This is a genomic window from Ferrovibrio sp. (assembly GCF_964218355.1).
Taxonomy (GTDB): domain Bacteria; phylum Pseudomonadota; class Alphaproteobacteria; order Ferrovibrionales; family Ferrovibrionaceae; genus Ferrovibrio.
The window spans coordinates 205,528-217,553 of the sequence record NZ_CAXPMC010000005.1 but is presented as its reverse complement, the minus strand read 5'-3'; the positions used below and the strand labels follow the sequence as shown (position 1 = coordinate 217,553).

The following is a 12,026-nucleotide window of genomic DNA, read 5'->3' as shown; positions in this document are numbered from 1 at the left end:
GAGCCGCGTGGCGGCTCCGGCAGGCGGTCCGCAGCCTTGCAGATTGCGGCCCGGCGGCCGCAATCTCAAAGACTGCCGATCCGGCGGATAACAGGGACAAAGCGTCAAGAGGGGACATTCCGGCAATGTTCGAACTGCTCGGCATACCGCCGCAGGCCCTATTCGGCCAGCTGCTGCTCGGCCTGATCAACGGGGCGTTTTACGCCATGCTCAGTCTCGGGCTGGCGGTGATCTTCGGCCTGCTCAATGTCATCAACTTCGCCCACGGCGCGCAGTACATGATGGGCGCCTTCTGCGCCTGGATGCTGCTCAACTGGGCCGGCATTCCCTACTGGGGGGCCCTGATCCTGGCGCCGATCATCGTCGGCGCCACCGGCATCGTCGTCGAACGGCTGTTCCTGAAACGCCTATACCATCTCGACCATCTCTACGGCCTGCTGCTGACCTTCGGCCTCGCCCTGATTTTCGAGGGCCTGTTCCGCCAGCAATTCGGCTCGTCAGGCCAGCCCTATGCCAACCCGCTGCCGGGTGGCAACAATCTCGGGTTCATGTTCCTGCCGAACTACCGGGCCTGGATCGTCGTCGCCTCGCTGATCATCTGCTTCGCCACCTGGTTCATGATCGAACGCACCAAGCTCGGCTCGTATCTGCGCGCCGCCACCGAGCGCCCCGACCTGGTGCAGGCTTTCGGCATCAATGTGCCGCGCATGATCACGCTGACCTATGGCTTCGGCGTCGGCCTGGCGGCGCTGGCCGGCGTGCTGGCGGCACCGGCTTACAATGTCAGCCCGCTGATGGGCTCGAACCTGATCATCATCGTTTTCGCCGTGGTGGTGATCGGTGGCATGGGCTCGATCCTCGGCGCCATCGTCACCGGCTTCGGGCTCGGCATCATCGAGGGCCTGACCAAGGTCTTCTATCCGGAAGCCTCCAACACCGTCATTTTCATCATCATGGCCATCGTGCTGATGCTGAAGCCGGCCGGCCTGTTCGGCACGCCCAAGTGAGATCCGCGCCATGACCAAGAACCGCGACCTGCTGATCTTCGCCGCGCTGATCGCCATCGGCCTCGTTGCCCCGATGCTGATCTACCCCGTCTTCCTGATGAAGGTGCTGTGCTTCGCACTGTTCGCGCTGGCCTTCAACCTGCTGATCGGTTATGTCGGCCTGCTGTCTTTCGGCCACGCCATGTTCTTCGGCGGCGCCGCCTATATCAGCGGCCATGTCGTCAAGGTCTGGGGCTGGACGCCGGAATTCGGGATCCTTGCCGGCACGGCCTGCGCCGCGCTGCTGGGCGTGGCGGCCGGCGCCCTGGCGATCCGCCGGCAGGGCATCTATTTCGCGATGGTAACGCTGGCGCTGGCGCAGATGTTCTATTTCTTCTGCGTACAGGCGCCGTTCACGGGCGGCGAAGACGGCATCCAGGCGATTCCGCGCCGCGCCGCTTTCGGCATCATCGATACCAGCGACGACATCAACCTCTACTATGTCGTGCTGGCGATCTTCGCTTTCGGCTTCCTGGTGATCTGGCGCACCATCCATTCGCCGTTCGGCCAGATTCTGAAGGCGATCCGCGAGAACGAGCCGCGCGCCGTTTCGCTGGGCTACCGGGTCGACCAGTACAAGCTGGTCGCCTTCGTGCTGTCGGCGGCACTGGCCGGCATGGCAGGCGCCACCAAGGCGGTGGTGTTCCAGCTCGCCTCGCTGACCGATGTCGCCTGGCAGATGTCCGGCGAGGTGGTGCTGATGACCCTGGTCGGCGGCATGGGCACGGTATTCGGGCCGATCGTCGGCGCCGGCGTGATCATCACCATGCAGAATTACCTCGCCGGAATCGGCGAATGGGTGCTGGTGATCCAGGGCGGCATCTTCGTGGTGGTGGTCATGGTGTTCCGCCGTGGCATCGTCGGCGAAATCCAGGCCTGGTGGCAGAGCCGCCGCGGCCAGGCCTGAGCGGGCTGCCTGCCGGGTAAGATCGGCCGCCTAGCCTGGCCTAGCCCAGGCCGATGCGCTGGCGGCCGTAGGTTTCGGTCGCCCGCCGGCACCAGTCGCCGTTGTCGAGATACCACTGCACGGTGGCACGCATGCCGGCATCGACGTCGTAAACCGGCCGCCAGCCGAGTTCGCGCTCGCATTTCGCCGGCTCGATGGCATAGCGGGCATCGTGGCCCGGACGGTCTGTAACGAAGCGGATCTGCGTCGCATACCCCACGCCATCATTGCGCGGCCGCAATGCGTCGAGGATGGCGCAGAGCCTGTGCACCAGGTCGATATTGCGCTGCTCGCCACGGGCGCCGACCAGATAGGTCTCGCCCGGGCGGCCCTTCTCGACCGCCAGCTGCAGGGCCGCGGCATGGTCGTCGACATGGATCCAGTCGCGCACCTGCAGGCCCTTGCCATAGACCGGCAGATCCTTGCCCTCCAGCGCATTCAGGATGGTCAGCGGGACCAGCTTTTCCGGAAACTGGTGCGGCCCGTAATTGTTGCCGCAGTTGGTGACCAGCACCGGCAGGCCATAGGTCCGCCCGAAGGCGCGGGCCAGATGGTCGGCCGCCGCCTTGCTGGCCGCATAGGGCGAGTTGGGCCTGTAGGGGCTGTCCTCGCCGAACAGGCCGGTCTCACCCAGTTCGCCATAGACCTCATCCGTTGAAACCTGCAGATGCCGGAACTGCCGCTGCGCCGTGGCGTCCAGTCCGCGCCAGTGGTCGAGCGCCGCTTCCAGCAGGACGAGCGAACCGGTCACATTGGTCTCGATGAAGGGCGCCGGGCTGTCGATCGAACGGTCGACATGGCTCTCGGCCGCCAGATGGTAAACCGCCTGCGGCTTCGTCTCGGCATAGATGCGCCGGATCGCCCCCCGGTCGCAGATGTCCACCTGCTCGAACCGGTGCAGCTCCGGCTGTGGCAGCCCGGCCAGATTGTCCGGATTGCCGGCATAGGTCAGCTTGTCGATGGTCACCACCCGCTGCCCCCGGGCATTCAGCCGGCGCACCAGCGCCGATCCGATAAATCCGGCACCGCCGGTTACGATTACGGTCATGGCCCTTCACGCGGTTATGGCGGGATCTGGCGGGGTCCGTCCAGAAGCCCTGTATAACGGAGGCGCCGGCGGCCCGGAAGCCCCGGCCGGCTGCTGACAGCGTGCTGGCAGCAGCCGGTGGCCCCCGGTCAAAAGCCCGACGCCGGGCTGTTCCGGCGCTTGGCGCGGGGCGCCGGCCACCCCATATTGGCAGCCATGAGTCAGGCCCCGAAAACAGACAGCGTTGCCCGCGAGATCGAGGACCCGGACCGTTTCGCGGATGCGAACTTTCCCGCATTCACGCCACACCGGCCGGATCGCCCGCCCAAGGGTGAAGGTGGCATCGCCTATGACCTGCAGGCCCCTTATGAGCCGCGGGGCGACCAGCCGCAGGCGATCGGCGAGCTGGTCGAGGGGCTGACGGCGGCCGAGCGCGACCAGGTGCTGCTCGGCGTCACCGGCTCCGGCAAGACCTTTACCATGGCCCAGGTGATCGCCCGCACCGGCCGGCCGGCCCTGATCCTCGCCCATAACAAAACCCTGGCCGCCCAGCTCTACGGCGAGATGAAGGCCTTTTTCCCCAACAATGCGGTGGAATACTTCGTCTCGTATTACGACTATTACCAGCCGGAAGCCTATGTGCCGCGCAGCGACACATACATCGAGAAAGATTCCTCGATCAACGAGCAGATCGACCGCATGCGGCATTCGGCAACGCGCGCCCTGTTCGAGCGTGATGACGTGATCATCGTCGCCTCGGTGTCCTGCATCTACGGTATCGGCTCGGTCGAGACCTACACGGCGATGACCCTGCAGCTGGATGCCGGCCAGGCCATTGCCCGCGACGAGCTGCTGCGCCGGCTGGTCGACCTGCAGTACAAGCGCAACGATGCAGCCTTCGCCCGCGGCACCTTCCGGGTGCGGGGCGACAGCATCGAGATTTTCCCGTCCCATATGGAAGACCGCGCCTGGCGGCTGTCGCTGTTCGGCGACGAGCTGGAAAGCATTGCCGAGTTCGATCCGCTCACCGGGCACCGCACCGGCGACCTGAAGACGGTCAGGCTGTATGCCAACAGCCACTATGTGATCCCGAAGCCGACGCTGCAGCAGGCGATGGAGATCATCAAGAAGGACCTGCATCTGCGCCTCGATCAGCTGACCAGGATGGGACGCCTGGTGGAAGCGCAGCGTCTGGAACAGCGCACCAGCTTCGACCTCGAGATGATGGCGGCAACCGGCGCCTGTGCCGGCATCGAGAACTATTCGCGTTACCTGACCGGGCGCCAGCCAGGCGAGCCGCCGCCGACCCTGTTCGAATACCTGCCCGAAGACTCCCTGCTGTTCGTCGACGAGAGCCATGTCTCGGTACCGCAGATCGGCGGCATGTTCCGCGGCGACTTCAGGCGCAAGGCGACGCTGGCGGAATACGGCTTCCGCCTGCCTTCCTGCATCGACAACCGGCCGCTGCGCTTCCAGGAATGGGATCGCCTGCGGCCGCAGACCATCTTCGTCTCGGCCACGCCGGGCAAGTGGGAACTGGAACGGACCGGCGGCGTCTTCATCGAACAGGTGATCCGCCCGACCGGCCTGATCGATCCGCCGGTCGATATCCGGCCGGTCGAGCACCAGGTCGACGACCTGCTGGCCGAGTGCCGCGAGGTGATCCGCCGTGGTTACCGCGTGCTGGTCACCACCCTGACCAAGCGCATGGCCGAGGATCTGACCGAGTACATGACCGAGGTCGGCCTCAAGGTGCGCTACCTGCATTCCGATATCGACACGCTGGAGCGCATCGAGATCATCCGCGATCTGCGGCTGGGCGTGTTCGATGTCCTGATCGGCATCAACCTGCTGCGCGAAGGCCTCGATATCCCGGAATGCGGTCTTGTTGCCATCCTCGATGCCGACAAGGAAGGGTTCCTGCGCTCGGAGACATCGCTGATCCAGACCATCGGCCGCGCCGCCCGCAATGTCGACGGCCGTGTCATCCTCTATGCCGACAAGATCACCGACAGCATGCGGCGGGCTCTGGACGAGACCGACCGCCGCCGCAACAAGCAGATGGCCTACAATGCCGAGCACGGCATCACGCCGGAAAGCGTGAAGAAGCAGATCGGCGACATCCTGCAATCGGTCTACGAGCAGGATCATTACACGGTGGATGCCGGCGCCGCCCGCGATGGTCATCTGGTCGGCCACAATCTGAAGGCCTATCTTGCCGAGCTGGAAAACCGCATGCGCGAGGCCGCCGGCAATCTCGAATTCGAGGAAGCGGCCCGCCTGCGCGACGAGATCAAGCGGCTGGAAATGAACGAACTGGAAGTCCCGGGTGGCAGCATGGCACTGAAACCGCTCGGCTTTGCCGAGGATGGCGCTGCCGCAATCCGGCCGGTGGGACGCTCGACCGCCGGCAAGGCCGGTTCGCGCCGCACCTATCGCGGCGGTCGCAAGAAATGACCGCGGCCCTTGTCACCGGCGGCGCCGTGCGGATCGGACGCGCCATCGCCGAAACGCTGGCGGCCCGCGGACTGGCCGTTGCCGTGCACTGCAACCGGTCGCGCGACGAAGCCGAAGCGGTGGTATCCGGCATCGTTGCCCGCGGCGGTCGCGCCGCCGTGGTTCAGGCCGACCTTGCCGACCACCATGCGGTCGCGAATCTGGTGCCGCAGGCCACGGCCGCGCTGGGCCCGCTGTCGGTGCTGGTCAACAATGCCTCGCTGTTCGATTACGATCATGTCGAGACGGCGACTGAAGACAGCTGGGACCGCCATCTCGACACCAACCTGAAGGCGCCCTTCTTCCTGTCGCAGGCCTTTGCCGCGCAGCTGCCCGAAGGGGTGGCGGGCAGCATCGTCAACATTATCGACATGCGGGTCTGGCGCCTGACCCCGCATTTCGCCTCCTACACCGTGTCCAAGGCCGGGCTGTGGACCCTGACCCAGACGCTGGCCATGGCGCTGGCGCCGCGCATCCGGGTCAATGCCATCGGGCCCGGCCCGGTGCTGCCCAGCCCGCACCAGTCGCCGGAACAGTTCGCCCGCCAGTGGAAATCCACGCCGCTGCAGCGGGGCGCCGAGCCGGGCGAGATTGCCGCAGCGGTCGGATTCCTGCTTGACGCCCCGGCCGTCACGGGCCAGATGATCGCCCTTGATGGCGGCCAGCACCTGCCCTGGCAGCAGGCCGGCGGCCCGCTGTCATCCGATCCTGCGGATCTGGAGGAATGAGATGACGATCCATGACCGCGCCCGTGCAGCCTGGGCCGAAATCCCGGTCCCGGCCATTGCCGAACCCGGCCGCCCCCTGCGGCGCGTTTTTGTGCGCGATCTGCTGCTCGATGGCCTGATCGGGATCTACCCCCAGGAACGCCAGAAATCCCAGAAAATCCTGATCAATATGGAACTCTGGGTAACCGAGACCCCGGGCCGGCCGCCCCAGAGCTATGCCGAGGTGGTCTGCTACGAGCAGCTGGTGACCAGGGCAAAGGCCCTGCTGGCCGACGGCCATGTCGAGCTGGTGGAAACCCTCGCGGAACGCCTTGCCGCCATCTGCCTCGAGGATTCCCGGGTGGAACGCTGCCGCGTGCGGGTGGAAAAGCCGGTGGCAATTGCCGAAGCGGCAGGAGTCGGGGTTGAGATCGACCGGAACAGGAAGCAATCTGGAATTGTGTGAACGTCCCATGCCTGCCGCTTGACTCTGCCATTTTGCACGGCCGGCGGGCACAGGTTGTGCACAGGAGCGCCCGGATCGTCCGCCCTGCCCCGATTCGCCCCGACCATTGGCTGCAGCCTGTGCATAACCGTACAATCAAATTATAAATCAATAGCTTGCAAACCATACGGGGTACTGTGCCCGCGAGCGGCGGCTTCTGAAACGATACAATCCGGCCCTGGATGCGGTGTTTCCCCACAAAGTTATCCACAGGCTTGGGACGCTTTTGTCAACGCCGTGTAATCATTGACCTTTTCTGAGTATGGTTCTGCGCATGACTGAGATCGAGGACGAGTCGCCGGACGGTCCGGGCAGCCCGCATCCGGGTCAGATCGGGGCCACCGCCATTGCCCGGCATCTGCGGACCCTGCCGATGGGCCCCGGCGTCTACCGCATGATCGATGCTGCCGGCGCGGTCCTGTATGTCGGCAAGGCCCGCAGCCTGCGCAAGCGGGTCGCCGCCTATACCAAGCCGGCCGGCCTGAGCATCCGTATCCTGCGCATGGTCCGCCAGGTGGTGAGCGTCGAGGTCATCACCACCCATACCGAGGCCGAGGCCCTGCTGCTCGAGGCCAACCTCATCAAGAAGCTGCAGCCGCCCTTCAACGTGCTGCTGAAGGACGACAAATCCTTCCCCTATATCCTGGTTGCCCGCGACCACGACTTCCCGCGCATCACCAAACACCGCGGCGCCCGCAACATCCCCGGGGATTATTTCGGGCCCTTCGCCTCCACCGGCGCCGTCAATACCATGCTGAACGCGCTGGCCCGGGCCTTTCCGTTGCGCAACTGCAGCGACAGCGAATTCGCCGCACGCACCCGCCCCTGCCTGCAATACCAGATCAAACGCTGCCGGGCCCCCTGCGTGCAGCGCATCTCGGCCGCGGATTATGGCCGGCTGGTCGACGAGGCCCGCGATTTCCTGCAGGGGCGCGACCGCGGCATCCTCGATGGCTGGCAGCAACGGATGCAGGCCGCCAGCGAAGTCCTCGATTTCGAGACCGCCGCCGATCTGCGCGACCGTATCCGGGCCCTGGCCCACATTACCCAGAAACAGGACATCAACCTCGCCGAGATCGGCGATGCCGATGTGATCGGCCTGCATGCCGAAGGCGGACTGGTCTGCGTGCAGGTGTTCTTTTTCCGGGCCGGGCAGAATTTCGGCAACCGCGCCTATTTTCCCGCCCATGCCCGCGAGGCGGAGACCAGCGAGGTGCTGGATGCCTTCATCGGCCAGTTCTATGCCGCCCGCGAACCGGCCCGGCTGGTGCTGATCAGCCACCCGGTGGAGAATGCCGCCCTGATCGAGGAGGCCCTGACCAGGCATGCCGGCCGCAAGATCGAACTGCACCAGCCGCAACGCGGCGCCAAACGCGACCTGATCGAGTATGCCGTCACCAATGCCCGCGATGCCCTGCGCCGCCGCCTGGCCGAAACCAGTACCCAGCTCAAGCTGCTGGAGGGCGTCGCCGACCTGTTCGGCCTGGAAGCGCCGCCCGAACGGATCGAGGTCTATGACAACAGCCACATCATGGGCCGGCATGCGATCGGCGCGATGATCGTCGCCGGACCGGAAGGCCTGCGCAAGAACGCCTATCGCAAATTCAATATCAAGGGCGACGAGGTCGAACCCGGCGACGATTACGGCATGATGAAGCAGGTGCTGACCCGCCGCTTCCAGCGCCTGCTGAAGGAAGACGCCGATCGCGAGGAAGGCGACTGGCCGGACCTGCTGCTGATCGATGGCGGCAAAGGCCAGCTGGGCGCCGTGCTGGAAGTGATGCGCGAACTGGGGGTCGACGACGTGCCGGTGGTCGGCATCGCCAAGGGGCCCGACCGCAATGCCGGCCGCGAGCAGTTTTTCCTGCCGGGCCGCGAGCCCTTCATGCTGGAACCGCGCCATCCGGTGCTGTTCTTCCTGCAGCGGCTGCGCGACGAGGCCCACCGCTTCGCCATCGGCACGCACCGGGCAAAACGGGCGAAGGACCAGATCCGCTCCCCGCTCGACGAAATTTCCGGCATCGGTGCCGCCCGCAAGAAAGCCCTGCTGCTGCATTTCGGCTCGGCCAAGGCGGTGGCGCAGGCGGGCCTCGTGGATCTCGAGGCCGTACCCGGTGTCAGCCATGCAATGGCGCAGCGGATTTACGATCACTTTAACGGCGGGTGACGGCCGTCCTCCGGTCCGGCTCTGGCACCGGCTGGCCGGCCATGCGATACTTGCCGGCGATGCTGAATGGCCTTCCGAACATCCTGACCGTCTCGCGCATCCTGGCAATTCCGGCAATCTGCGCGGCATTTTTCCTGCCCGGCGCCTGGAGCGCCTGGGTGCCGCTGGCCCTGTTCGCGGCCGCCGGCATCACGGACTGGTTCGATGGCTATCTCGCCCGCAAATGGGGCCAGATGTCCGATCTCGGCCGCTTCCTTGACCCGGTCGCCGACAAGCTGCTGGTCGCCGCCGTCATCCTGATGCTGATCGCCTTCGAGCGCATCGACACGATCACCAGCCTGGCCGCCGTCGTCATCATGTGCCGCGAGATCACCGTTACCGGCCTGCGCGAGTTTCTTGCCGAACTGCGGGTCAAGGTGCCGGTCTCGCGCCTGGCCAAATGGAAGACCGCGGTACAGCTGGTCGCACTGGGCATTCTGATCGTCGGTGATTACGGCCCGGAAGGCTTTCCGATCCGCCTGCTGGGCGAGATCGGCATCTGGGTCGCAGCCGTGCTGACCCTCTATACCGGATGGGATTATCTGCAGGCCGGCCTGCGCCATATGGCTGCCGAGCCGCACCCGGCATCGCCGGCGCAGGAGGCACCGGCCGGCGCCCCGCCGCCGGTCGGCCAGCCTGCGGAAAAAGGCGCCGACTGACATGCGCATCCTGTATTTCGCCGCCCTGCGCGAACGGGTCGGTGTCGCCGAGGAAACACTGACGCCGCCATCGGAGATTCGCACGGTGGCCGATCTCGTCACCTGGCTGCGCGGGCGCAGCGATCTGCATGCTGCCGCCCTGGCAGATCCGGCAATGGTGCGGGTCGCCGTCAACCAGGACTATGCCACCCCCGACCAGCCGGTCGCGCCGGGCGACGAAGTGGCGCTGTTTCCGCCTGTCACCGGGGGCTGACCATGACTGTCCGGGTGCAGCGCGAGGATTTCGAGCCCGGCGCGGAAATCGACCGGATCGCCGCCGGCAACACTCAGATCGGCGCCGTGGTCAGCTTCACCGGACTGGTGCGCGACTTTGCCCCGCCGGCCGCTGGCAGCGAGGCCGGCACGGCACGGATGACGCTGGAGCATTATCCCGGCATGACCGAACGCCAGCTTGAGGCCATCGTTGCCGAGGCGCGGCAGCGCTGGCCGCTGGAAGCCTGCCTCGTCATCCACCGGCACGGCCCGCTGGCCCCGGGCGACCGTATCGTCCTCGTCGTCACCGCCTCGCCCCACCGGCAGGCGGCCTTTGAAGCGGCGGCCTTCCTGGTCGACTGGCTGAAGACCAGGGCACCATTCTGGAAGCTGGAAGAGGACGGGACCACGCGGCGGTGGGTCGAAGCCAAAACCAGTGACGATGACGCGGCGGCTCGCTGGGATCGCTGAGGCGCCCGGCACATCCACCACCTTCGGTTAATTTTATATCCGTTTACTACGGTGCTGGCGTGTGTTGTCATGGCCGGGATGCGGGACCGCACAGCCTGAGTACACATAGTAGGGGCTGCAATAGCTGACTCCCGCCAAGGTTTGTCGTAATAGCTTCGAGTCGGCATTCCAATGAGCAGTCCGTCTGATCCGCATATCCCGCGTGTAGAGGTGGTCCGGTCCGTGACGTCCAGCCGCATCCGAAGCAAGTCGCTGCGTGGCCTGCTGGCCTATTGGGAGGCCAAGGAACGCCTTCTTGGCCGGCTGCCGGCCCGCCACGACCTGCAGCCGGACGAGATGGTGCCGTTTCTGCAGTTCGTTTCCCTGATCGACATCCAGCACCAGCCGCTGCGCTTCCAGTTCCGTCTGGTCGGCACCGGCATCGTCGGCGCTTTCGGCCAGGAAACCACCCGCCGCCTGGTCGACGAGGACCTGTTCGGCACCAATGCGGAAGAGGTCGAACGGTTCTTTTCGATCCCCCTGCAGACCCATGGTCCGGCCTACGCCGTCGGGGAATACGCCGTCGCACCCAGCGGCCGCTCGCTGGGCTTTGAATCGCTGCTGCTGCCGCTTTCGGCGGACGGCCAGTCGATCGACATGCTGCTGGGCGGGCTGGTCGGCCAGCGGCTGCAGCCCGATGAACGGGTCAGCGGTTTCCAGTACGAATTCTACTGCCCGGTCATGCAAACGGCCGCCGGATAGCCGGCGGCCGCGCATCCGTTTCCTGCGGAATTCCGGATCAGGCAGCCGCCTTCTGCCGGGTTGCCGTGTCGAAATCGGCCAGCAGCTGCTTGCAGATCGCCGCCGGCGTGAACTTGTAGGGGCCGATTTCGGAAACCGGGGTTACCTCTGCCGCCGTTCCGGTCAGGAAACATTCCTGGAAGCCAGCCATCTCTTCCGGCTGGATCGCCCGCTCGATCACCTCGATGCCGCGCGCCTTTGCCATGGCAATCACGGCGCGGCGGGTGATGCCGTCCAGGAAGCAGTCCGGGGTCGGCGTATGCAGCTTGCCGTCCTTGGCGAAAAATATGTTGGCGCCGGTTGCTTCGGCAATCTGGCCGCGCCAGTCGAGCATCAGCGCATCCTGATAGCCCTCGCGCTCGGCCTTGTGCTTGGACAGCGTGCAGATCATGTACAGTCCCGCGGCCTTCGCCCTGGTCGGGGCGGTGTTCGGTGCCGGCCGGCGCCAGTCGCTGATCTGCAGACGCAGGCCCTTCATCTTGGCTTCCGGCGAGAAATAGCTCGGCCATTCCCATACCGCGATGGCAACGTGGATCTTGTTGTTCTGGGCCGACACGCCCATCATCTCCGAGCCGCGCCAGGCGACCGGGCGCACATAGCAGCTCGGCATCTTGTTGGCCGCCACGACGGCCCGGGTTGCCGCGTCGATCTCAGCCACCGAGTAAGGCAGCGTGAAATCCATCAGCTTGGCCGAATCCCAGAGGCGCTGGCTGTGTTCGGTCAGGTGGAACACCTCGCCGTCATAGGCGCGTTCGCCCTCGAAGACGCAGGAGGCGTAATGCAGGGCATGCGTCAGCACATGCAACTTGGCATCACGGAACGGAATCAGCTGACCGTCGAACCAGATAAAGCCATCGCGGTCATCATACGGGATCAGGGACATGGGTCTGCTCCATTGGCGAAAACGGACGGTTTGGTATTATTATTACCA

At 65.5% G+C, this 12,026-nt stretch carries 12 protein-coding genes; 10 read left to right on the top strand and 2 right to left on the bottom strand.

Annotated elements, in window-relative coordinates:
- The first annotated feature begins 125 nt into the window (after positions 1–125).
- Positions 126–1,007 (top strand): branched-chain amino acid ABC transporter permease, encoded by an 882-nt coding sequence (locus ACEQZY_RS02555; protein ID WP_341704829.1) that lies wholly within the window; start codon positions 126–128, stop codon positions 1,005–1,007.
- Between the two features lie 10 nt (positions 1,008–1,017).
- Positions 1,018–1,953 (top strand): branched-chain amino acid ABC transporter permease, encoded by a 936-nt coding sequence (locus ACEQZY_RS02550; RefSeq protein ID WP_341704828.1) that lies wholly within the window; start codon positions 1,018–1,020, stop codon positions 1,951–1,953.
- A gap of 40 nt (positions 1,954–1,993) precedes the next feature.
- On the opposite strand, the gene rfbB is transcribed toward ACEQZY_RS02550, so the two are convergent.
- Positions 1,994–3,040 carry a dTDP-glucose 4,6-dehydratase gene (gene rfbB, locus ACEQZY_RS02545; protein WP_370152020.1) on the bottom strand — a complete coding sequence of 349 codons (1,047 nt, stop codon included), beginning with the start codon at positions 3,038–3,040 and terminating at the stop codon, positions 1,994–1,996.
- 195 nt (positions 3,041–3,235) lie between these two features.
- Between rfbB and uvrB the strand changes: the two genes are divergently transcribed.
- From uvrB to ACEQZY_RS02505, 8 genes are all read left to right on the top strand, one after another.
- On the top strand, positions 3,236–5,476 hold the full coding sequence (uvrB, locus tag ACEQZY_RS02540; protein ID WP_370152017.1) for an excinuclease ABC subunit UvrB: 2,241 nt from the start codon (positions 3,236–3,238) through the stop codon (positions 5,474–5,476).
- Positions 5,473–6,243, top strand: a complete 771-nt coding sequence (locus ACEQZY_RS02535) for an SDR family oxidoreductase (RefSeq protein WP_370152014.1) — start codon at positions 5,473–5,475, stop codon at positions 6,241–6,243. The genes uvrB and ACEQZY_RS02535 overlap by 4 nt, the downstream gene beginning before the upstream one ends.
- Before the next feature lies 1 nt (position 6,244).
- Entirely contained in the window at positions 6,245–6,688 is a 444-nt protein-coding gene (gene folB / locus ACEQZY_RS02530) for a dihydroneopterin aldolase (RefSeq protein ID WP_341702691.1), read from the top strand.
- Positions 6,689–7,001: 313 nt separating this feature from the next.
- Positions 7,002–8,894 carry an excinuclease ABC subunit UvrC gene (gene uvrC, locus ACEQZY_RS02525; protein WP_370152011.1) on the top strand — a complete coding sequence of 631 codons (1,893 nt, stop codon included), beginning with the start codon at positions 7,002–7,004 and terminating at the stop codon, positions 8,892–8,894.
- A 59-nt stretch (positions 8,895–8,953) separates the two neighbouring features.
- Entirely contained in the window at positions 8,954–9,592 is a 639-nt protein-coding gene (gene pgsA, locus ACEQZY_RS02520) for a CDP-diacylglycerol--glycerol-3-phosphate 3-phosphatidyltransferase (RefSeq protein ID WP_341702747.1), read from the top strand.
- A gap of 1 nt (position 9,593) precedes the next feature.
- Entirely contained in the window at positions 9,594–9,845 is a 252-nt protein-coding gene (moaD, locus tag ACEQZY_RS02515) for a molybdopterin converting factor subunit 1 (protein WP_341702693.1), read from the top strand.
- A 2-nt stretch (positions 9,846–9,847) separates the two neighbouring features.
- The gene (locus tag ACEQZY_RS02510) at positions 9,848–10,315 is read left to right on the top strand and encodes a molybdenum cofactor biosynthesis protein MoaE (RefSeq protein ID WP_370152008.1); all 468 of its coding nucleotides are present in this window, start codon (positions 9,848–9,850) and stop codon (positions 10,313–10,315) included.
- A 222-nt stretch (positions 10,316–10,537) separates the two neighbouring features.
- Positions 10,538–11,056, top strand: a complete 519-nt coding sequence (locus tag ACEQZY_RS02505; protein WP_341702695.1) for a PAS domain-containing protein — start codon at positions 10,538–10,540, stop codon at positions 11,054–11,056.
- A 37-nt stretch (positions 11,057–11,093) separates the two neighbouring features.
- On the opposite strand, the gene ACEQZY_RS02500 is transcribed toward ACEQZY_RS02505, so the two are convergent.
- Positions 11,094–11,978 (bottom strand): branched-chain amino acid aminotransferase, encoded by an 885-nt coding sequence (locus tag ACEQZY_RS02500; protein ID WP_341702696.1) that lies wholly within the window; start codon positions 11,976–11,978, stop codon positions 11,094–11,096.
- Positions 11,979–12,026 lie beyond the last annotated feature (48 nt).